This is a genomic window from Paenibacillus sp. WG02 (assembly GCF_055396115.1).
The window spans coordinates 7,061,883-7,084,694 of record NZ_AP036016.1; the positions used below are offsets into that span (position 1 = coordinate 7,061,883).

Consider the following 22,812-nt stretch of genomic DNA (forward strand, 5'->3'; position numbering starts at 1 on the left):
CTTTCATAACATCCTCTGAATAAAGTAAGCGTTATCACATTTTTTATTAGTATCACCTCCCTTCAGCTTTCGGCATCCATTGCAGGTTGCTAAGAATAACCAAAAGAAGAGCAAATGTCCTGCGGTGCAGCGCCCTTGCTCTTCTCTTGTTGCGTTTCTTATTCTCCCTGTACAATAGAACTTTTATTTCAATTCAATATACGGCGAAGCATGTAAACCAAATCGAACGAACGTGTATCGGTCCGTGTAAATATTCGTTTTCTTGTCTATATCTTTATCTGTCCAACCGGGCCTATCTTTAAAGCTGTCAGGTCCTACCTTATAGAGCTCGCCGTTTATGTGATGATGTGGACCTAGCAGATTTCGACAGCTGTTTGCCATCTCTACCTCTATTAAATTTTCGCCTTTACGCAGAAATGAAGTGATGTCTGCCTCATAAGGTTCCCAGAGAAACGTTCGAACCTCTTGACCATTGACAAACAACCGACTGACAATGGTATCTGGTGGTGTAGAAAAGCTCCATTTTGCCTCCATCCAATCGTTTCTATCTATAGTTACCTTTTGCTGCATAAGAATTTTACCACTATAGAAGGGAAATCCTTGACTGACGAGATCCCCAGTATGCACGGAAACAGGCTGTTCCGTAAGGACAAACGGACCCATCGTATGAACCGCTTGACGCTCTCCGTTCAAGTACGGCGAACTTGACTCTATACCGAAAGACCCAATGATGTAGATATTTTCGATTTCTGTTTCAAACGTCAGTTTATTTCCTTCCGATTCAAACTGCCTGGCATGCTCAATTGCTGCGTAAGTCTGTGAAGAGTTGTAGAAATAAGATTGAAGGCGAATTCGATTTACTCCTGGAACGATCATGCCGCTAATATCAACTTTTTGGAAAGAAATATCTCGCCACCAGCCACAGCTTTTCGATTCCACTTGACGCCCGTTCACTTCGATTTTGATATCTTCCGGCTTCTCCAAGACCACATATAATTCGCGCGAAAGATCAACATCAAACGCAACCTGGAATTCGAACTCTAGTTCAATATGAACAGGTCGACCAAAAGCTAAAAGCAGCTCTTGAATGAAAACCACGGGTAGTGGTCCTGACCAATCTCCATCTTCAACACGTAAACGGCATGTATCAAGCGTTAAACTGTTTGCCTCTATATTCGAAATCTTCCAAGTAGGATCTAAAAGGATTTTCGATTCTGGTTGCCAAGAAGTCGCTCTATTTATATCAAAAATCTCTTCACTTTTCGCAGCTTCTTCAGGCACGATTTTCACAACATAGGACTGCCCCGGATGAATGGTCAATGGAATGCGTACGCCACAATCGGTATCTTCTTGTTCGATAGGTGTAACTCCGCCTGTTTCCAGATCAATTACGGATACTCTTCCTTTTCGGAACAACTCTACCTGTATGGACTCATAGCGTTCCTTTCCGGAATTTACTATGTAATACATAATCGCGCCGTCCAATGCTAATGTCTGAACATTCATTGTATCCTCGGTTATAGCCTCTCCCTCACGATCCAACATACGGATTGACGGGGATACGGCGCTGGACAAGGCGTTTAGCAGCGCTTTAGAATTCCATTCGGGTTTGAGCGCGCTCTCAATTAGCTGATCTAACTCCTTATCCAGTTGTCCATTAATAAGCGTCGGAAATGGCGCAAATGCAATAAGGCAGCCGCCTTGAAGGACGAATTGCTTCAACAAATCAACCGTAACGCGGTTTAACGTTACACTTGGCGGAATGATTACAACGCGATAGGCCGCTTCGCCGATAACAAAGTTGCCGTTGCTGACATTACCGTGACGTTCAATAATGCTTTCACTGCCGTAATCATGCTCAACGAAGGTTTGGCACATTTGGCGGGAAAGCTGAGTAAAAGCCTTATGATAAGGTTCGATTTCTGAAGAATCCTCCCCACATTGTTGAACCCAAGCAGACCGGATCGGGTGCAGAAGCAATACTCCGGTCTGACGAGTTCCTTCTGAAAGCAGCATCGACAACCTCGCGAAGTAATCATTAAAACCTTTATAATCCTCCCACCAAGGCTGCTGATAAAATAGAGAAGGCGGATAGTCACGTTTTCGTAAGCCTCTTAAGGTATATCCCTGCAAATGCTGACACATCAAATTAATACCGTGGACAAATTGCCACTCGCCTATTCGCTTAAGATCCTCAAAGCTGACATTCCAGCCTGAACACCCAAAGCTTTCCGTAATCGTCTGCTTTTTCCCAAGTTGATGGGCAACCGACCCTACCTGTTTGGGAACAATAGGCTCTTCGCTAATAAACCGGCCTAACCAATCACAACCAGGAATTTGCAAATACTCATAAAAAGCCATCGGATCCCCGACTGAAGTCACTTGATGCATGAGCACTTGTTCATCTACAACGTGACCTGTTGCCGACCATCCCTTGCTATTACACCAATCCCCAATTTGTTTCGCATAGCTTTGAGTGAACATCGTGGTTACGCATTCCCAATAGTCATATCTTGCTTTACTGCAGCCTTCCACATTCATAAACAAAGCGGGAAGAGCTTCCTTCAGGTCATAGCCATATCTAGACTCAAAAGCTTGCTCCAAATCAAACGACCAGGGCAATTGTCCGCGAGCAAACTGCGGTTCGTCCGTAAACACACCTTTCAGATCGTCTCCGAACTCTCCTCCGAAGCGTTCCCAATAGGCCTCGTAGGTCGTTTCAATGAAAGCACGAACGGTTTCCATACTTAGCGTATCAATATAATATGGATTTACTTCATAGAAAAATCTTAAATCCGCGCTGCTCTCATCTGCTGCTGATAATAAACGATAGCCATGTTCTGATTTGGCATAGAAACCGATCGTTCTCTCAACTGGGTTCTGAAAAGGGGCATGCTCATAGGCCAGTCTTTTTTGCTGGTAAGCGATCCCCATTGCTGGAACTTTGCCATCTGCAAAGCCGCTCGGCCATCCATTTTCATCGTATAACCAAGGGGTCATACCGAGCTCTTTGCTTTTCTCGATACAAGTCCGCACAGCTGACATCCACTCCTCACCCATATACGGAGTAAGGAGCCCTCCTCTGGCATGCATAAAAAATCCACCTATCCCGGCTTTATGCATTTCCTCGATCTGTCGCTCTAACTCCTCCGTTTCCAATTTATCATTCCATGACCATAGCGGCACTGAGCGATATTGGATAGGAGGATTCTGAAGTTGATCCCAAATCGTCATCTTATCTTCACCTCATGCTTTCAAGCATAACTGAACTAAATCATCCACATGTGCTGTAGCCAAGCAGACCACCGCATCAGCAGCGCCATAATAAATTTTCACTTCTCCCGATGGTTCCAAAATCATGCCTCCAGGGAAAATGACATCGTTGCGGAATCCGCCGTCGATTTCATAGCTGGCTTCTGGCGCAAGCAAGGGCTCCTGATACATGCCGATTACCTTTTTCGGATTGTGGAGATCGAGCAGCATGAGACCTGCTGTATACCTTTTTTTCCAAGCAGGTTCCCAACCATTCTTTCCTCTTGCAGGATCGATATCCACCGCATGAAACGTGGTCAGCCAGCCTTTTTCTGTTTTAATAGGAGGAGCGGCAGGCCCGATTTTATCATTGGCGAAGGGAACATGCTCAACCGCCAGCAGGAGATCGGAATTACCCCAATATTTCAAATCCGGAGAGTCGGAAATCCAGGTGTCAAATCGGTCTGCCCCACCACGACTGTATACGGTAAAGGGCCTTTCCAAACGAACGTATTTGCCGCCGATTTTCTCCGGGAACAGCACCATATTACGAAGATCCGGCGTCGATAAACTGAGCACTTCGAAGTTTTCAAAGTCATCGGTAACTGCGATACCGCCTCGAATACCATGCTGCGTATCCACAGCAAAGCACATGTAGCATCGACCGTCCATAACCGTCAATCGAGGGTCATAGGCCCGAATAATTTCTCCATCATTCATCTTGAAGCAAGGCTTCGGTCCAGCCTCCCAGTGAATCCCATCACGACTATACGCAATCCCGAGATCGGTTGTGGAATGAGGCTCAAGTGTTTGTTCGCTTCTGGAACCATAATCATTGCGGAATACCATGACATATTGACCGTTAAATTTGGTAACACCCGCGTTAAATACAAGTGCAGTAGGGTAAGGAACCCTATCAGCGTCCAAAATCGGATTAGCCGGGTGACGACGAATGAAAGGACTCGACTTTAAAATTCCAAGTACAGGTAAAACCATAGTAGATAACCTCCAAATGATATTTGTATGCTAACCTTTCAGTGAACCGGCTGTCATTTGCATGAACGATTTATTCGCGATCATATACACGACGAGCAGCGGCAAAATCGATAAGCAAGCTCCCGCCAGCATATAATGCGTTTGAACCGCAGCCGATGCCCCATAGCGAAGGTAGGATAATCCGACGGTTAACGTTTGAAGTTTGGGATTGGTCATCGTAAACACTAATGGGCGTAAATATTCATTCCAAGCTCCGCAAAATGTAAACAAAGCCCCTACACCCAATCCTGGGCGCATCAAAGGTAAAATAATTCGCCAAAATATCCCGCCGTTCGAGCAGCCATCTATACGAGCAGCCTCATCTAATTCCCGGGAAATACCTTGTAAAAAACTAAGTAAAATAAAGAAAATATACGCGTGGCCACTCACCAGAATGAGGACGACGCCCCATAAACTTGTGTTCAGGTGCAGTTTGACCATAAGCTCAAATTGTGGCCGGATAACAACGGCGCCAATTGATATGAACATGGTAGATGCCTGAATCGCGACGAAAATGGCTTTCCCCGGAATTTAATCCGGCCAACCACATAAGCAGCCATCGATGCTACGATCAGCGTTCCGATCGTTGTTGCTCCGCTCAGGAAGAGACTGTTCCATGTAAACCTAGCGAAATTGGCTTGTACCCAGGCTTCTTTGTAATTCACGATTTGCCAGGAGGACGGGAAAATCTTCCCGCCTTTCGTAATCTCCATATTGGACATGAAAGAGCCAAGAAAAGTAACAACAACAGGAAACACAATCAGTAAGGCGGTTACCAGTAAAAAGATCCAGAGCAGTACTCTTCCGCCTATATTCGTTAATGAAAATGGCTGGGTTTGTTTATTTATCCGTTCATTCGATAACATTTCTGTAACTTCCATTTTCCCAGCATCCTCCCTCATTGAAGTTTGTTCAGACGTCTAGACATCGCATGGTAAGCTAGTGTGATGATGCCTACAATGACGGCTGTAACGAATCCAACAGCACTTCCGTAGCCGAATTGTTGGTCCACAAGTGTCCCTGATGGTGTCGGGAAGAATAGTTTATACACGTACAAATACATCACTTCCGTCTTTCCAACCGGACCGCCTTCGGTCAACACCATAATACTCTCGTACCCTTTAAGCGAATTAATGATTGCCAGCATGATCACAATCTGTAGCACAGGCCCTAACATAGGAATAGTTAAGTACCAGAATTGCTGCCATTTATTTGCGCCGTCCAGCGACGAGCTTTCATACACATCGTTCGGGATATTTTGAAGACCGGCAAGGAACAGCAGCATATAGTTGCCTACCGCACCCCAAACAGCGATGATGATCGTCGTAAACAGGGCGTGTTTGGGACCGAGCCAATCGATTCTTTCGGAGATGATGTGAAACTTCAGCAAATATTGATTGAGAATGCCGTTATAGGAGTTGAAAATAATGAAAAATACGACAGCCATGACAGATGAACTAATAATCGTCGGCATGAAATAGATGGCTCTGAGCCAATTGCGGCCGCGCAGCTTTTGATTCAGAATAACGGCTAGCACCAAGCATAATGGCAATGTAATGATTAACTTACCGCCTGCATAAATGAATGTATTTAAGACAGAATGCCAATACTCCGTGTCCTGCCAAAGCCTCCTGAAATTATCAAACCCAATAAAAGAAGCTTCCCCGAACCCCTTGTAATCATAAAACATGTATCGAATAGCCCAAGCAATCGGATAGACGCCCAGCACCATGGTCAGTAGAAAACTTGGAAATAAAAATAAATATGAAAACCCGATCTGGCGTGTCCTGTTCATCCCGTTCCCTCCTGAAATATCTTTACTTAGAGAGCGAGAGTGGAGCTATTCACTCCACTCTCGCAGTTTTGGCTATTATTTCATCATCAGCTTCATCGGATCGAAGCTTGGATTTGGCTGCACTTTCACTGTACCTTTAGCTACAGCTTTATCGAGAGCATCATTGTAGCGCTTATTCAGATCTTGAATAATTTGATCCAAGTTCCCGCCACTGATCATGTATTTGAAAAATGCATCATCTTTTTTCATGCCTTCAACCGTAACGGTCGGCTGCAGCGGCCACGTGCCGTCGTTTCCAACCGGAAGGAAGCCATCAATACCTTTGATTTCCGGTTTCTTAGCTACGGAAGAAACGGATGGCACCATGGATAGACCGAAACCTTTTTCATGGTACGTTTTTAAGACTTCATCCGCATACATGAACTGCATGAATTTCCAAGCTTGATCTGCATTTTTGGTTGTATTGCTGATGGATAACCACTGACCGCCCAAGAACGATGTAGCGCCTTTAATCGTTCCATCGATCGTTGGAACCGGTGCGGCTGCCCATTCGATTTTGGCCGGGAACTGATTCGCGTACACGCCTGGTTCCGATGAGAATGAGATGTACATCCCGATTTTGCCTTCTGCGAATTGCGCGCGCAGCGGGTCAATATCCAGTGATTCCATACCTGGCAGCGTACTGCCGTCATCTACCATTTGTTTGAACGATGAAATGATTTCTTTGAAACCCGTGAAATCAAACTTCGCAGTTTTGAAATCATAGCCAAATCCGCCGTAACCGCTCGCTTCAGCAATTACTCTTGCCGATCGGCCAAGTGCGCTTTCTGGACTTTTGAAGTTTTGAGCAAAACCATAAGAGCCGGCAGCTTTACCTACAGCCGTGATTTTCTTCGCATCCTCGACCATTTCTTTCAATGTTTTCGGAGGAGCCGCAATTCCCGCTTTGGCGAAAAGTTCTTTATTGTAAACAAGTCTAAGTGTTGAACCATAGTTCGGAAGGCTGTACATTTTCCCATCAATCCGATTGAAATCATCGATGATCGGGAATTTTTTCTTAATCGCATCAGTAAGGTAGGAATCAATTGGCTTCAAGTATCCTTTTTGTGCAAAAGGCTGGATCGTATTTTCCTTCACGCGGATAATATCAGGTGCCTGTCCGGAAGCGAAGGCCAAATCAATCGCTTGGTTGAAATCTTCCGTCTTCACAACCATTTCGACTTCAATGTTCTCGCCGTTGGTTTCGTTAAATTTCTTTACAACATCTTTAATATAATCCATATCATGACGATCACCCGTCCAATACACGAGCTTGGTCTTATCTTTCTTCACAGGAGCTGCGCTAGCAGGTTGTTCGGATGGTTTGGCGGATGCTGCCGGGCTGGTTGCCGCATTGTTGCTGCCGCATGCTGCCAAACTGCCTGCTAGTAAAACACTTAAAGTGACCGTCCCAATTCTTTTTACCATTTGTAAGCCTCCCTTTTGTTTGCAAACACTTTGTATCGTTCTGGAAATGCTTTTGTTTACACTTTTATACTAAAAGAATTCGTTCATTCTGATAATGTGGTCAACTCATGAACAAGGGCAGATATTTCTACATTTTACCCCATCCAGTAAAAAAAAAGGCAAACCCTCATGGTTTCGAGGACTTGCCCAGAGACATATCTTTAAATTCAGTCGGCGTCAGGCCTGTTTGCTTTTTGAACACTTCACTGAAATACCGCCTGTGCTCATAGCCGAACTGCTGCGCGATTTCTTGCACTTGGTAGTCTTCAATGAGCATTGATTTCGCCCGTTCTATCTTCGCTACGGTAACGAACTGCTGGAAGGCAGTTCCGGTCACCTTCTTGAACAAATTCGAATAGTACCCCCAGCTTAGGTTAACTTGTTTCGCGCAATGCTCCAAGGTCAAATCCAAATGAAGATTCGACTTGATATACTCTGCAGAGCGATAGATGATTTTCTGCGACTCGCTTGCTCTCTCCTGATTAATCATACGGCAACCGATTTCGCACAATTGAACGAACCATTCTCTATACTCTTGCAGATCCGCACCGCTCTCGCCTTTAATTTCATTCACTTTCGACTCGAAATCAGCCATGCTCGCCCGAGGAAATTTTTCCAATAGAACTCGCAGCATCCGTAGCACCAGCCCTTGCAGTAAACGTTCGACAACGCCCGGCTCAGGTAAGACAGACGCTTTGGCCATCTCGTGGAAAATGCCCTTCGCCCATTCCACACATTTATCCAGATTACCTGAACGGAAAGCGAATAGAAATTCATTCTCGCTATCCTCGGTATAAATCCACTCCACCGGGAGATCAGACGAATCGGCGTTGTAGCTGAATGCACCATTGCCGCCTGTATAGAAGTGATAAGACAAAGCACTTAGCGACTGCTGATAGCTCTTCGGAAGTTCTTGCACTGTGCCTACTCTTTGACCGATGCCAATGGAAATCGTGAACTTGGTGTGTCTCGCGATATTGGCACAGCAATGATCCGCAATTTCAACTAGAGGCTCGTTCGACTCCATATTTAAAATGCAAATATACCGATTAAACGCTTCCCTGAACACGACAGCCGTCGTATAGAAGGAAATCGTTTCCTCCACGATATTTTGCAGAGAAAACCGCGCAAGCTCAAGCTCCTTAACAGGTACCTCGCCGTACTTGTCCGTGAACTGATCGATCTGGATCGTCATCACCGCAAAGGGAGGATTCAACTCATTAATGTCCAGGAAGTCCGATAATCTAGCCAATTCCGCTTCACTGGTTTGATGATGGACGAGCAGAGATAAGTATTCCTGCCGCAGGGCTGGCATACTTTCTTTGATCTTCTTCTGAAGTCCCAGCACGTGCGTGCGGTTAAGATTTTCCTGTTCCCACACTTCTTTGGCTTTCACGACGGCTTTCACAATTTGCTCAATGGAGAAAGGTTTTTTCACATAATCAAGTGCGCCATATTGAATAGCCTTTTGTGCATAATCAAAATCGGTGTAAGCACTTAAAATAATAACTTTACTGTTAGGCAGCACCTCTAATATACTGCGTGTCATCTCTAATCCGTCCATCTTAGGCATCCGAATATCGGTGAGAATAATATCCGGCAAGCTTTCACGAATGACAGACAACCCTTCCTCACCATTGGTTGCGCTTCCCACGATTTCGATGCCGTGTTCGTGCCAAGGGATCTTCTTCGTAATCATGTCCACAACACTTCGGATATCATCAACGACACATAGTTTAACCAGTCGGTTCATGTTCATGAAAGTCCTCCTCTCCTTCATAGCTAGGGATCCATAGCTCAATCCGTGCTCCGCCTAAGTCGTTATTAGTGATTTCCATGCGCTGTTGATCGCCAAAGTACAGCTGTAAACGGGTATAAATATTGCGCAGCGCATAACCATGCTTGGATGTTGTCGGGTGTACAATACCCTGAAGGAGCTTATCAGGCGCTAGCCCTTGCCCGTTGTCCTCCACCGTTATATGCAGCCAGTCCCCTTCGGCATGAGCGCTAATCAGAATATCCCCGCCCGAAGTCATATCTTTAAATCCGTGTAAAATACAGTTTTCAACTAGCGGTTGAATCATAATCTTAGGTACCAAGCATGTGAGCAGCTCCGGCTCCACCTCGAATTGGCACACGAACAAATTCTCATAGGACCTTTGCTGAATGGCCAAATATTGACGAACATGCTCCAATTCATCACCCAGTGTAATGAGATCGCGCCCGCCGCTAAGACTTAATTGGAACATTTGCGATAAAGCCAGGATCATTTCGTTCACGTCGTCGTTTTCGCCCAAAACTGATTTGCAGTAAATCGTATTCAACGTATTATAGAAAAAATGCGGATCCATCTGGGCCGATAGAGCCTTAATTTCAGCCTTCCGTTTATCGCGTTCACGGTTCTTCACGTCTTCAATCAGCTGCTTGATTTCGTCCAGCATCCGGTTAAAACGGAATCCGACCTGGGATACCTCGTCCTTATAAACGCTTTCAAAACGAACAGAAAGATCATTCTCTTCCACTCGCTTCATCAGCCTTTGCAGTCTGTACAGCGGTTTTAAAAGCAGATACGTTAAATTATTCGTTATGAATAGCGATAAAATAATAAAGCCGATAATCACATAAGTCGTTGCTCTTTTAATCCCATTTAATTTGGCCAACAAGTCATCCTTCGCTTGAACACTGACAATCATCCAATCGTCCTTGACTTCCAGTCGCGAATAATTGACTAAGTAGTCCTTTTTATCATTCGTATAGAAAAAAGAGCCTTTCATTTGATCACTCAATTGCTCAAAAAATGCGGGCTTTTGAATAAAATGGTCCTTACTCGTCCTATCCGCGTAATTCACATCTTCACCTTTGTTATCGATGAAATAATATTGTTTATTCGTTTTGGTCAAGTTGTCCATAAAGAGATCACGCAGGTCATCTTCTTTCACATTGACTACGACGAATACATTGGTCGGTTCATAAACCATGAAAGAGTCTTCGCCTGCGCCTTCTGTAACGAGTGATATCACCCTTTGCTTGCCTGTAAAAAATGGATCAACATGCCCTTGAATCCAGAAACCACGATTCAATTGCTTAAAGTGCTCATACATCTCTGATTTATAAAATGAATTCGCCGTGTTCCGCACACTTGAGGTCGGATAAAAATCCCCGAACGGTGTGGCGATCAGAATGCTATCAATCATCGAATCGTTGAATTTCACCTGAGAAAAGACATACTGCAATGAGGTCAGTGACTTGTAGTAGCTAGATCTATCATTAGCTTGTACATCCTTCATTAATTGTTTGAAGGCATCGCTGAACATCAACGCTCTTATGGCAATACCGATGTTTTTCAGCCGTTCATTTACGATTTGTGCCGATTGATTAACAGTATCTTGACTAGACTGCATGGCATTGCGCTGAATCTCTTTGGAAGCTATCAAATAGGCAATACTGCCTGTTGCCATCAGACCCAAGGTGATCAGAACGACGAAGGTCAGCCATATTCTTTGTTTTAAAGAGAACGAATGGAATATTTTCTGAATTGGCGACCACATTCGAGACTTGTTCATGGGTGTCTCCATCACCTTTCGTGTTGCGAGAATACGGACTTCATCTATTTTATTATAGTATAGGATGATAAATTTCGACATGAGGGAAAATCATGATAGAGGGCAGCTTTTTCAATATGAGGAAGGAAATATTAAGATTTTACAAAAACGAACAAATGTTCTTTATTTTTATTGGGTATTATGGTAATAATAAGAGGTAACCTATTTGCGTGAAGCAAAAACCAAGGAGGAAATTTAAATGACAGTAAAATTAACAGCATATCTAGTAATGGATGGCAATGCACAGGAAGCTATTCAATTCTATGAAAAGGCATTGGATGCCCAAGTTCTTTTCACACAATCTTTCGGCGAGATGCCGGCTAACCCAGATTTTCCTTTACCGGAGGATGCTAAGGGGCGTATTGGACATGCAATGTTGCAAGTTGGCGAGTCTAGCTTGATGTTTTCCGATACATTTCCAGGTCAGACTGTTCAAAAAGGGGATAACGTGACCATCTGTATTACATCGAAAGATAAGGAAAAGTCACAAAAGTTCTATAATGCCTTGAAGGACGGCGGTCAAGTCATTATGGAGCTCCAAGAAACTCATTTTAGCCCATCATATGGACAGGTAAAAGACAAGTTCGGTGTTACCTTCCAAATATTCACTGAAGGCGCATCTATGAATTAAGGTTATTTGCTCAAAACGGCCCTGTTCGCAACCACTGCGACAGAGCCGTTTTCCTTTCAGGAGTACCAATAAAGAGCATACTCGGTCATCACAGATGCATGCCCCATTTGACGCAGCATAGCTGTAACATTACCGCGGTGATAGGTTGCGTGATTGACGACCTGCAGAACCATTTCAGTTAAGCTGGTTTCACGCGGTCTCGTATAAGGATTATCGAGCATAATCCTCTTCTCCATATTTTCCTGTTGGTTCAAAAGCGTCTTAAACCGCTCTGATATTTGGACGTACATCTTCTCCATTTCCTCAATGCTTTTCGACTCCACGCCATCAGTCATTTGGGCTGAATCGGCCATTGCTTCCCTCATGCTTTTACCGGAAATAATGTCTAACCAGCACGCATCCACCAAATAAATATGAGCGATCGCCTTGGATATTGTAGAAAAAACACTTTGAATCTCCTTATTGTAAACGTCTTGTGGAAGTTCTTTTAAACGATTCAGCATAGTTTGGTTCGCCCATACGTGGTAATTGTACATTTCTAGTGCAGGATGAGTCATAGATATCGTCTCCTTTTTCACTGTTCTTGCATCTTTTCAAGTGTTACCTCTATCATACAGCAAATACCCTGACAGCCTTATGTCAGGGTATAAATAATAAAAACCCCATGTAGGGGTTATTACATACAGTCAAAACGCTGGATCTTCGGTTCACATTTGTTCGTGTTCGCGTTCGCGTTGTTCCTGAACCGCTTGAAACCAGTCCCAGCCACACACAAAAATGATAATCAAAAAAAGAACAATGCCTAACGCATTCCACCAACCGCTGTCCAGAATACCTGGAAAAGCACCAGTCCCAAGAATCAATACCGGGATGAGCCACACGACATTTCTCTTCATTAAACGAATCGCCTTTAGTCTAAGCAAGTTGAATTATCCCCTATTTGGTAAGTAATATGGTTTGATCCTCGTATAACCTTCGAACCCATATAACTCTTTATGACCGTCTTATTAGTCAGAACGCTCATCCAATATGTGGAAGTGCTCCGCAAGCTGCCAACTCACTCCGTTTTACTCAAAAAACCTCGAACACCAGAATCAGCTTATTCATCCAACAGCATTAATTCTGGTACAGACAGCGCCATAGAAATATTGCACAACATCCCTCTAGCCAGAAAAATCATGGTTCTCTCATAAGGCTTTTCAAAGCCTGCACGCTTAAAAGCTTCTAGAACCACCTGGTGAACATCCCGATATCCCTTCTGCATGACCTCTGCGATCATATCCTCTTTAATCGTTTGAGCTTGCATTTGCAGCAGTGTTTCATTTTGGTAAGATTTCATAATATGAATATAAGCATCAACCAGTTCTTTCTCAAGCTGATCAGGAGCAACGGTCTCAATAACCGTGCGGAAAGCCTCAAGAATTCGTGTCCAAGACACTTCGAGCGCTTCTTGCAGCAGTGCTTCTTTCGTTGAAAAAAACCGGAAAACATAAGGCTGTGAAATTTGTGCGCGTTCCGCAACTTTTGCAGTTGTTGCACGGTAATAGCCAATTTCAGCAAATACTTCGATGGCCGCGGATACGATATCTACTCGTCGATTAACAGACGTTTGAGAATTCTTTGTCATCATTCATTCCACCTTTAAAGTCACATTAGTTATTGATCAATTACTAATGTAATAGTAACTTATCGGAATTTAATTTGCAATATTCATTTCGGCATGTGTGATTATACAATAAAATACTAATCATAAAAAAATGGAGTGCCAACTGAGTTGGTTCCCCATTTTAATGGTAATCCTGTTATTTGGCCCGCATACGATTGTTCCTCGGATTGTGTTCCACTTCCACAAGTCCTAGTTCCTCCATGAGTGGAGGTACATACATGCCAAATCGACCGCGATAACCTTTTTTCAAGCCATACCAGCCACCAACTGGATTTTCTGGTGAACGGCCCCATGCTTCAACGGTACCTTCTTTTGCAGGTTTCTGCTCATCTGCACTGCCTAGCTCCATCCAGTCACCATGCTGCTTGAGCATGGCATATAAGTCATCCACGCAGCGATAGTCATAATGCAAAACAGTTTTACCTACCGTGCAAACGATAATCGCCTTTCCATCTTTTTCGTCCTTATACATTTCATATTCCGATGTTTGAGGAGGTGTTTTTAATTTCCAAGGATTTTCTTTAGTTCCCGTTTCTGTTGACATCTTGATTCTCCTTTGGGTTATGTATATTGGGATAATATAACATAAAACTTCGTCCTACAAAACTAATGGACCAGATCCCTCTGAATGGACGAAGAGACAAGTTGCAATAGCAACCTGCCTCTAACCTTTTAAAATATGAATCAAAATCACATCTTCTCTCTTAAGCAATTTTTTCTTAGACAAGAGGTGCGTCAATCAATGTTGCGAAATTAAATTGGTGCATATGACCATCATTTAATGTGGTTTGGCCTGTAACAAAATGTACGTGTTTGCCATTTCCAACTGAAATAGCCAGTCCCGTTCTAATCTTTTTCAGATTATGAAAATGATTTAAGAAATCCGTTTTCGTGAGATCAATTTCGTGAACATGGCTTGTTCCTACCCGAATCGCTTGTCCTGTAACACCCGCAAAACGATGATTATGTCGATCAGCGCCTTGTTCAGCCAGTTTCGTACTACCTTCAAATTCATGTACGTGCCTCTGTACGACTAATGCTGTTCTTTTCTTTGTTATCTTTTTCTTCTGCATCCTTTTCATGCCTCCTAAAGATCATGTGACTTCACAACATCCTATTAAGGGAGACAGATATGAGTGCAAGGCAAAAATTTATTTACGGGCTTTTCAACTTTCTAATTTTAAAGGTTTACACTTTCAATTGCAGTAGCAATTCTATCCTTATTAAAAGGCTTGACGAGAAAATCTTTTGCCCCCGCCTGAATCGAATCGACAACCAATTTTTGTTGCCCCATAGCCGAACACATAATCACCTTTGCCTGGCGATCGAATCGTATAATTTCTTTAAGTGCGTCAATGCCATCCATTTCGGGCATTGTGATGTCCAGAGTCACTAAATCAGGTTTATATCTCTTGTACAAATGTACGGCTTCATGACCATTTCTGCCTTCCGCCACAACCTCATAATTCAAGTTAACGAGTATATCTTTTAACATAGCCCTCATAAAAGCGGCATCATCTACAACTAATATTCTTTTCTTCACTACAATCCACCCCTCACTGACAAACTTTTCCTCTATTCTACCTAACACTTCTCTCAAAATTCTCACATAAACCCATTTTCTGTCGGAAATGCACGAATTGCTAACATGTTTACATAAGAAAAACCTGAGGCTCTGCCTCAGGTCCTTTGTGTGCCAATCCATATGATTGAGCTTGGGGAGGGAATTGGATATAGGGCTCCAACCGCCCATATCCGCTTTCTCCATGATCATCTTCTTTTCTCTGCAGACCGATTTTGGAAGCTGTCGCAGAGCTAACGAACCGTGCACACGCAATTGTCCTCATAATGCGCATACTCGAATGGCTAACGAATCGCAGCCTCGTTACGTTAGCGAAAAAGCGTGATTTGAGGCTGTCTTTCCTGCAATAGCGTTTTCTCGATTCGTTAGACTATCAAAAGCCCGCTTTTGGGCTTCATAACGTTTTCTGAGTTTGTTAGCGTTTGTCCACAATGAATCGACAGCCGACTTTGCACAATTGCAGAACTTTTTGAATGGCCACCTTAGAAAGGGGATACCCTTAAGCTCTACCTCGAAAATTATACTTTCTGGCTATTATGTTGAAAAAGGGGACAGATCACATTGGATCTGTCCCCTCTCAATTAACATTTTCTTAACGATCTAAATGCTGGATCAATCTGTAAATCAACGCTGCCGTTTCTTCGCGGGTCAATGAATTGCCCGGTCTGAACGTTCCGTCTTCATAGCCATTCAAAAGTCCGGCTTGACGAACTTGGTCAGCATAGCCTCGCGCATAGTCAGGAATGTCTGCGTCATCCGCGAATCGCTTCGCAGAAGCTGCTCCATTGCCATCGCCGCTTAGCGTTCTTCCAAGAAGCGTAACCGCTTCGGCGCGCGTGATCGGCGCCAGGCTGTCCAGCACATGGCCGGCATCCGTTTTGCGTCCGCCCATAATATTTTGAGTGATGGACGTATACATATACGGTTTAGCCCAATCCGGAATTTGGTTCCAATCTTTAAACTCGTTGGACAAATTGCCGTTCTGTACGTTCAATTTCTTCGCAACGGTAAGCAGTTTAATGAACTCCGCACGAGAGATGCTGCGATCCGGCTCGTAGATGATTCCGTTGCCGCTGGATATGCCGTCAATCACACCAAGCGATTGCAAGGCATATATGCCTGCTGCAGACCATCTATTTTTTGGAATATCGTCAAAACGAACTTGATTGCTTACGTTGAACAACGCGTACTTGCCCAATCGGTTCACATCTACGGTGACTTCACCGTTGGAAGCGTCAACCGTGCCTTGCACGATTTCCCATTTTTTCATGTACTCATTATAACGGTAAACAGCCAGTTTATCAGCATCGCGGTTGCTGCCTGCTTCGTAGTGGAATTTCACTTCGATAGGCTGCTCCACATTTTTACCGTTCCGGACGATACCAAGCTCGTAAATGCCGGTTACAGGCTGCTTATCGCGTTTATCATCCTCAGTAATGTAAGCGGACGAATTGCTCACTTTGCCGACAACGAGTTTGTCTTCTTGGCTGACCGTGCCTTTATCGACGGAAACTGTAATTTCGCCAGTCCGCTTGCCTTGCAGGGCTTGATCCGGGAACAGATCGTATACCACTGCACCTTGGATGCCCTGTGACTTGAATCGTTCAAGCATCTGCTCAAGCAGTTTGCCAAGATCTTTGTCTTTATTTTCATCGACAGGAGGTACCGAGCCGCCATCGGGAGGGTTATCCTTCTTGGTCACGGTGATCGTCATATCGTCATGAAGGACGGTCCCGTTATCCAAGGTGTACGAGGCTCGAACGCTAAGCTCCCCGTCCTGCACGGTTGATAGTTTACCGGATGCATCGATCGAGGCGATGTTGCCACCTTTAGTCAGCTCCCAAGTGACTTTGTCTGGCTTCAGCGCCATGTCCGCGCCTTCGTCATCCACACCAGTCAGCTTCAGCTTCAGCGATTCACTGGCTTGCATGCTCTTCACTTTCGGAGACAGCTTCACCGCAGTGAGGCGAAGGGTACTCGGATCGCGATCGATCCGGATTTTCATCTCATCCTGCGCAAAGCTGCCGTCGACCAACCTGTACGAAGCCCGAACGGTAATGCCGCCCTTCGCCAGTGCCTTCAAGTTACCGGAACGGTCGATTTCTGCGAATTCGCTGCCGCTGACAAGCTCCCAAGTCACCTTGCTCTCATCGAGCGTAACTACAGTGCCGTCAGTTCTGTAACCATTGAGATCGAGCTTTAATGGTGTATCATCGATGAACATCTTCGAAACGTTCGGCGACAATTTCACAGACTGGATCGGTTTAATGTCGGATTCTTGTCCGACTTTGACAACGACCGCATCCTGGAACGAATAAGTATCCGTTACTTGATAAGAAGCAAGGAGGACGACGTCCCCGTCCTGGTTGACTGTCAGTTTGCCGCCGGCATCTACACTGGCAATGGATTGCCCCTCCATGAATTCCCATTTCACGTATTCAGGATCGATAACCATTTCCGTTCCATCTGCATCATTTTGAATACCGATCAATTGAAGCTGCACGGAATCTCCAGCTTTCATCTTTTCTACATTCGGAGAAAGTCGCACTTTTTTGAGCGGCTGGATGGAGCCGTTGATGACTTGCAGCTGAGTCGCAGTCGTATTGCCGACTGCATCGGTTGCGGAAAGCTGGATTTGCTTTCTGAATTGGTTCGGCATCGGCACCGAAGCCTGGAAGTTCCCTTGCTCGTCTGCTGTCACTTCGTGTCCGTCAACTGCGACCTTGGCTCCTGCCTCCGTTCTTCCCTTCACAACCGCATTGCCGCCCCGCACAATGGAATCGGCAGCCGGGCTGTCGATCAATAACGTTGGCGCTTTGGTATCGACTGTAAATTTGATGCGTTTCACGGTGATGTCGCCGTCTTTGTTTTTAGCGACGATATCTACGATGTGGACGCCATCCCTAAATTGATACAACATTTGTTCAATTGTGCTGCCTGCCACCGGTTTGCCTGTTTTGACGGTGTCCACATAAATATCTGCGATCACATCTTCACCTGCGTTAATTTTGAGCTTTACATCGCGCTCTTTCAATGCAGGTATTTCTAGCGCTTCGCCGGCTAGAGCATTTTTGGCAACTTCCGTATCACTGACCATCGCAGCTGCGGTTGTTTTGCCCGTAACCTCGACGGCAACTTGCGGCGGGTTCGGCTTCGGAAGCTCGACCGCGGAGCTGATCGTCGTAGGTCCGTAGTAAGATTTCGTCAGTTTGCTATCCTTGGCGGCTGCCTCTTGACGGATCGGCGTAACGCCGATTTTATACGTTTTGCCGGTTTCAAGCCCTAATATTTCAGGTTCTTCCCCAGGCTTGGAAGCAATCGATTTGTAAGTGCCGCCGATAATGACGTTATAATTCCCATCGGCATCCTTTGTCGTCGTTTTCGCATCGACATAGGCCGTGCCGAACTTCTCGACTGCGTTGCCGTCGGCATCGTATACATCGATGTTATAGCCTGTTGTCGCAGCATCAGCGCTGGCCGGGAAGATGGCGCGCAGCTTGCCGTTGCCGTTCTTCACGCCTTGCACCTTTGCTACGCCAGTCGGCGCTTTCGCATTCACAATGTGAAGCTTATCGGAATTCCACTCGCTGTAAGACATCTTCGGTGTAGACAGTCCGAAATGCACATAGTAGTCACCGGTTTGAACATCATCCGGAATTTCGATCGTCTGTGTCCCGCTCGTCGGGTCAAGCGTGGCAATGACTCGGCCAACGCTTTGTTTGTCGGTCGTAAGCGAGACCACCATCTGAGAAGACTCTTCAGCCTTTCCAGCTACAGCCTTGTAATTTTCGCCGGTCCAATCCAGCTTCAGCTTGTTACCCGAAACCAGTTCCGCTTTTGCATCTGTCAGCTTCGGCACCGGCAGCACTTGCGCCACCTTGGAGGTGACAGCTTTATCGGATGATGTCAGCGTATACTCGCCGGCTTGGCCTTTTTCGATCGCGATGACCATGTATTCTTTCACAGTGCCATCTTCTTGTTTGGCTTTGCGGATAAAATAGTTGCCTTTTGTATTGCTCTCTACATCGATCTTTTCCAGCTTATATGGCTTGTTGTCAGGCTTTGTAACCGATACATTCGGCTCAGCGCCGTCATAAGCCAATTCGATCAAATAGTTGCTTGTTCCGTCCGTTGTAAATTTATGCACCTTGCTGTCGTCCGAAACGGCCAGAGCCGAGCCCGTACCATAGATCGGAGCCTCTTTCGAACGGAATAGTCCGCCGTTTGATGCAAGAAGCGACGTTTTCTCGGAACTGCCGACGAGCCGCATATTCGTACCGTACAGCATCGTGCCGGTTTGATCGCCGTTCTTGACCGATTCTGTATAAATGCCGTTGGTTCTCTCGATGCGAGGCAAGTATCTAGGATCTGATGACGCGATACCTACGCCGACATCGAGCCTGCCGCTCCAATAATAATCCGCGGAGAGCTCGAGCGAGAAGAGAAGCAGATTCAGCTGCATAGCCGCCCATATCTCTTCATTGTTAATGCCTGCCGCTGCCCTCGCCAGCGTTTCCCCGCCGATGAAAGGAACCGCATCCGGAACAACTAGCTTGATCTCGGCTCTGCCATCAAACTTCTTGTCGGAAATATACACGCTGCCGCCGCCCTTAATGATGCTGGCAATATCGATCGTACCGCCGCCGGTCACGTAGAAGCTTTCATCCGTTCCCGTGTCCCAAGAAGCTTCGAGATAAGCCGTCTTGAAAATCGGCAGCTTTGCGATGTCCAGGTTACCGTCGATGCGCATATTTCTCCGGGTAAACTTGCCCACGAATTCGCCCTTAAATACCTTCACTGCGTTAATGTTACTCATCACGACAACGGTGAAAATTTCAGCTCCGCCATAGTATGGGTTGGTAAGCTCGGCTAGGTTTTCTACGCCGCCGCCCAACTTGGTGATAAAGACGCTGCCCGGCACGACCGGAATACCCGGTTCGCCTTCGCCTGACAGAACGAGCTTGTTCAAATAATACGTATCGTTCTGTTTCTCACGAACAACTTCAAAGCTCACTACCGCCTTAACGACTCCGATTTCAGCTTCGCCATCGACCGTATAGTGGCCTGTGAACGTGTCGACGCCAGCCTTGACTTCAAGGCCTTTGACTATGCCGTAATTGGCTAACGAAAGCTCGCCTTCCGCGATTAGGCCTTCATAACCTTTTCGGGAGAACAGAATATGTTTGGCGTCGATGGACAGCGTGCCCTTCGATTCTTCCCCTTCGGCGTTTTTCTTACCGCTGCCGAGGAACGGCAATGACACTTTAGCGCCGAATGAGAGCACATCCTTGTCTTCTTTATTCGCGATGATGAGATCGTTAATGTCGATCGGCAGGCCGGACAGCATGACGTTGAGGAATTTGCCGACGCCTTCCATCTGTACGACGATGTTCTCGTCTTTTTTGTCGCGATCTCCTTCGAGCGTATAGTTCTTTCCATCCTGGAGCGCAATGTTGAAATTGTCGTACCAGAAGTCAAAGCCGTTCTTGGCGTTAACCCCGAGCAGACCTTGCCCCTGAATGTATACATACGTGTTCTTCAGTTGATTAAGCTGATCCTTATTAATGCCGGATTGCCCGGAGTTTTTAGGCAAATCGATATCATAGCCTGTTTTCACTGGTGTTAAAATCGAATCAAAGCCAAACTCCGGCAGTCCTAGGTCTATACCAACTTCCGGTTTAACTTGAGTGCCTTGCGGAAGCGGGCTGCCAATGACGTCAAAATCCCACTCGAAACCAGGCTTGATATCCGGATTAAGCTTGTAATCGAATCCGAAATTATAATTCTGATCGAGGTTCCGCACCTGCATCTTGTTGTCCGAAATGATCATCGGCACAGGCGAGCTGTACGTCATCACATCGTTGATAATCGCTTTCTTATTCGCGGAGTAAACCAAGTACTTCGACAGCTTGCCATCGGCTGTGCGCACCTCGCGAATGTCGCCCTTCACGGTCAGCAGCACGCTTCTTTGCGCGTCGCCTTTGATGCTCGTTTTTAATTTCTCAAGCTGCGCCTCATCCTTCAACGGAAGGACGCGGTAGATATTATACGACGAGCCATTCTTCATTGCATAATCCTTCAGAACGGCAATGACCCCGTAATTTCTGGACAAATACTTCTTATCTTTGGAGAACATCAGCTTGAACGGCAATTCCGACCGCGTACCGTCGTTCTTCTCGACAATAATTTTATATTCGCCGACCGGCAGTTCATCTTCAATCGTAGCCAAAATGGTCGTATCGTCCGGCACCGAAATCTGGTTGGACGGCACCTTCAGACTCCTGCTTCGTGCCTGTGTTTTGCAGCAGCAGCTTCCATTTGTTCGTATCCTTGAACATTTCGAAGCCGGTTCCTTTGATGGTGAACGAACGTTTGCCGCTGTAGTACAGCTTGTCCGGGCTTACCGTGTTATAATGCGTTTTCGGCGGCCCGCCGTCTACGCTTGGCAGCAGGACGAACCGACTCGAACTGTATATGTCCGACAAGCTGACTTTGCCGTCCGGCCCGATCTGCCTGCTGTCGTACACGTCGACGCGATACTTCTCCATCTTGTAAATATCTTGAGGCAGCGCCTTGACCCGCCATGTGAACGCCTGCTGCTCGCCGACTTTGAGAAGGCGCTTGACTTTCGTTGTCTCCTCGCCTTTAACAAGCTGGAGCCCTTTTTCAAAGCTGATGGACGCCGTAACATTGTATACTTCGGCAGAGTTAGGAAGATTATTTTCGACATATGCCGTAATTTCAAATTCTTCTTCCTTGTAGCCGTTATAAGTGTCATTGACGTTCAATTTGGAGATGGAGGACAGCTGCACATTATAGGTGTATGCTTTATCCGGCACTTCCCCGATTCCGTAATACGTTTCGAAATTCGTCTTTTCACCGCTCGCCAGCGCCTTCGGATTCCAATAGAAAGCAACTGCCGTATCTTTTTTGCCGTATTCGGATTCAATCGTAAAATTGAGCTCCGGTTTCACTTTGTAATCCCACGCCGACTTGGACAATCCTTGCCAATGGCCGATCGTCATCACATCCGGCGCCGTATTGCCCCAGCCGTTCGTTAGTCCGTAGGAAATAACCGAAGGCGCGAACTCATTGTCGCTCGCACGCCAAATTTTCGGCACGTCGCTGCCGGTGAATTGTTTTTCCGTGTCGATATACTGGTTGCCAATCTTAATGCCTGCGCCGTCGTTATCGCCGGTCATGACATCCAGCAAAATCCGGCTTCCCACTTGCACAGATGCTGCCGTCTTATTGGTGACGACGTACTGGATAAACACGTTACCGAAGTCCGGATTGCCTTTTTCGGTAATGAGCTCCAGCTTTTGTTTGATCTCCACGCCGTCGACATCCCATGTCGTCACAATCGCCTTGCCTTGAACCTCAGGCCGTCCTTGCAGAGCGGCCTTCCTGGCGAGGCTAAACCCGTAGCCTTCCCCAAAAATGTAATCTTCCTCGTTAATCCGGAACGTCGTGAACGACGTATCCGGACTTTTGGACTGGAACAATAACCATTTATCGTTGTCGGTTTTCCGAAGTGGATTCCCTTCAACGGTTTTGATTGTATAGTGGCCTTTGTTGTCAACCACCAGCTTCACAATGCCGTTATCCAGCTCAAGCGGCGGATCGACCGCCACTGCTGCGCGAGCGAGCTCGGCAAAAGGATACATAAACAGCATCAACAAGACTAAAAAACTGCTAATCCATCTGTACACAGCCAGACTCCTTTCTTTTCCACATAAGAAT

The 22,812-nt window shown here is 45.7% G+C and carries 15 protein-coding genes and 1 pseudogene; 1 reads left to right on the plus strand and 15 read right to left on the minus strand.

What is annotated here, in order from left to right:
- Positions 1–183 precede the first annotated feature (183 nt).
- The 7 genes and pseudogenes from ACBP55_RS31940 to ACBP55_RS31970 all read right to left on the minus strand — a co-directional run bounded on the left by ACBP55_RS31940 (position 184) and on the right by ACBP55_RS31970 (position 11,151).
- On the minus strand, positions 184–3,234 hold the full coding sequence (locus ACBP55_RS31940) for a glycosyl hydrolase (RefSeq protein ID WP_464647450.1): 3,051 nt from the start codon (positions 3,232–3,234) through the stop codon (positions 184–186).
- 12 nt (positions 3,235–3,246) lie between these two features.
- Positions 3,247–4,248 carry a glycoside hydrolase family 130 protein gene (locus ACBP55_RS31945; RefSeq protein WP_464647451.1) on the minus strand — a complete coding sequence of 334 codons (1,002 nt, stop codon included), beginning with the start codon at positions 4,246–4,248 and terminating at the stop codon, positions 3,247–3,249.
- A gap of 30 nt (positions 4,249–4,278) precedes the next feature.
- A pseudogene (locus tag ACBP55_RS31950) lies at positions 4,279–5,153 on the minus strand (carbohydrate ABC transporter permease).
- A gap of 32 nt (positions 5,154–5,185) precedes the next feature.
- Positions 5,186–6,082: a carbohydrate ABC transporter permease gene (locus ACBP55_RS31955; protein WP_464647453.1), complete on the minus strand. Its 897-nt coding sequence runs from the start codon at positions 6,080–6,082 to the stop codon at positions 5,186–5,188.
- A gap of 75 nt (positions 6,083–6,157) precedes the next feature.
- Positions 6,158–7,549 carry an ABC transporter substrate-binding protein gene (locus ACBP55_RS31960; protein ID WP_464647454.1) on the minus strand — a complete coding sequence of 464 codons (1,392 nt, stop codon included), beginning with the start codon at positions 7,547–7,549 and terminating at the stop codon, positions 6,158–6,160.
- Positions 7,550–7,715: 166 nt separating this feature from the next.
- The gene (locus ACBP55_RS31965; protein WP_464647456.1) at positions 7,716–9,347 is read right to left on the minus strand and encodes a response regulator; all 1,632 of its coding nucleotides are present in this window, start codon (positions 9,345–9,347) and stop codon (positions 7,716–7,718) included.
- Positions 9,325–11,151, minus strand: coding sequence for a sensor histidine kinase (locus ACBP55_RS31970; protein WP_464647458.1), 1,827 nt, complete (start codon positions 11,149–11,151; stop codon positions 9,325–9,327). Before ACBP55_RS31970 ends, ACBP55_RS31965 begins: the two co-directional genes overlap by 23 nt.
- A gap of 238 nt (positions 11,152–11,389) precedes the next feature.
- On the opposite strand from ACBP55_RS31970, the gene ACBP55_RS31975 reads away from it, so the two are divergent.
- Complete coding sequence (locus tag ACBP55_RS31975) at positions 11,390–11,821, plus strand: VOC family protein (RefSeq protein ID WP_464647459.1); 432 nt, start codon at positions 11,390–11,392, stop codon at positions 11,819–11,821.
- Positions 11,822–11,877: 56 nt separating this feature from the next.
- Here the strand turns inward: ACBP55_RS31975 and ACBP55_RS31980 are convergent, their stop codons facing one another.
- The 8 genes from ACBP55_RS31980 to ACBP55_RS32015 all read right to left on the minus strand — a co-directional run bounded on the left by ACBP55_RS31980 (position 11,878) and on the right by ACBP55_RS32015 (position 22,781).
- Entirely contained in the window at positions 11,878–12,378 is a 501-nt protein-coding gene (locus ACBP55_RS31980; protein WP_464647461.1) for a DinB family protein, read from the minus strand.
- A 150-nt stretch (positions 12,379–12,528) separates the two neighbouring features.
- A complete protein-coding gene (locus ACBP55_RS31985) occupies positions 12,529–12,744 on the minus strand; it encodes a hypothetical protein (protein ID WP_464647463.1) in 216 nt (71 codons plus the stop codon).
- A gap of 176 nt (positions 12,745–12,920) precedes the next feature.
- Entirely contained in the window at positions 12,921–13,448 is a 528-nt protein-coding gene (locus ACBP55_RS31990; RefSeq protein ID WP_029199270.1) for a TetR/AcrR family transcriptional regulator, read from the minus strand.
- Between the two features lie 175 nt (positions 13,449–13,623).
- Complete coding sequence (locus ACBP55_RS31995; protein ID WP_464647465.1) at positions 13,624–14,031, minus strand: DUF6855 family protein; 408 nt, start codon at positions 14,029–14,031, stop codon at positions 13,624–13,626.
- Positions 14,032–14,206: 175 nt separating this feature from the next.
- On the minus strand, positions 14,207–14,560 hold the full coding sequence (locus ACBP55_RS32000) for a YmaF family protein (RefSeq protein WP_464647467.1): 354 nt from the start codon (positions 14,558–14,560) through the stop codon (positions 14,207–14,209).
- A 107-nt stretch (positions 14,561–14,667) separates the two neighbouring features.
- Complete coding sequence (locus ACBP55_RS32005; RefSeq protein ID WP_464647468.1) at positions 14,668–15,030, minus strand: response regulator; 363 nt, start codon at positions 15,028–15,030, stop codon at positions 14,668–14,670.
- A 631-nt stretch (positions 15,031–15,661) separates the two neighbouring features.
- Positions 15,662–21,340 (minus strand): S-layer homology domain-containing protein, encoded by a 5,679-nt coding sequence (locus ACBP55_RS32010; RefSeq protein ID WP_464647470.1) that lies wholly within the window; start codon positions 21,338–21,340, stop codon positions 15,662–15,664.
- Entirely contained in the window at positions 21,285–22,781 is a 1,497-nt protein-coding gene (locus tag ACBP55_RS32015; protein WP_464647472.1) for a hypothetical protein, read from the minus strand. Before ACBP55_RS32015 ends, ACBP55_RS32010 begins: the two co-directional genes overlap by 56 nt.
- Between the last annotated feature and the right edge of the window lie 31 nt (positions 22,782–22,812).

What these genes read in the sequence shown, in the direction of transcription:
- ACBP55_RS31940 (WP_464647450.1), bottom strand. Translation starts at nt 3,234, where the DNA reads ATGACGATTTGGGATCAACTTCAGAATCCTCCTATCCAATATCGCTCA.
- ACBP55_RS31945 (WP_464647451.1), bottom strand. Translation starts at nt 4,248, where the DNA reads ATGGTTTTACCTGTACTTGGAATTTTAAAGTCGAGTCCTTTCATTCGT.
- ACBP55_RS31955 (WP_464647453.1), bottom strand. Translation starts at nt 6,082, where the DNA reads ATGAACAGGACACGCCAGATCGGGTTTTCATATTTATTTTTATTTCCA.
- ACBP55_RS31960 (WP_464647454.1), bottom strand. Translation starts at nt 7,549, where the DNA reads ATGGTAAAAAGAATTGGGACGGTCACTTTAAGTGTTTTACTAGCAGGC.
- ACBP55_RS31965 (WP_464647456.1), bottom strand. Translation starts at nt 9,347, where the DNA reads ATGAACATGAACCGACTGGTTAAACTATGTGTCGTTGATGATATCCGA.
- ACBP55_RS31970 (WP_464647458.1), bottom strand. Translation starts at nt 11,151, where the DNA reads ATGAACAAGTCTCGAATGTGGTCGCCAATTCAGAAAATATTCCATTCG.
- ACBP55_RS31975 (WP_464647459.1), top strand. Translation starts at nt 11,390, where the DNA reads ATGACAGTAAAATTAACAGCATATCTAGTAATGGATGGCAATGCACAG.
- ACBP55_RS31980 (WP_464647461.1), bottom strand. Translation starts at nt 12,378, where the DNA reads ATGACTCATCCTGCACTAGAAATGTACAATTACCACGTATGGGCGAAC.
- ACBP55_RS31990 (WP_029199270.1), bottom strand. Translation starts at nt 13,448, where the DNA reads ATGACAAAGAATTCTCAAACGTCTGTTAATCGACGAGTAGATATCGTA.
- ACBP55_RS31995 (WP_464647465.1), bottom strand. Translation starts at nt 14,031, where the DNA reads ATGTCAACAGAAACGGGAACTAAAGAAAATCCTTGGAAATTAAAAACA.
- ACBP55_RS32000 (WP_464647467.1), bottom strand. Translation starts at nt 14,560, where the DNA reads ATGCAGAAGAAAAAGATAACAAAGAAAAGAACAGCATTAGTCGTACAG.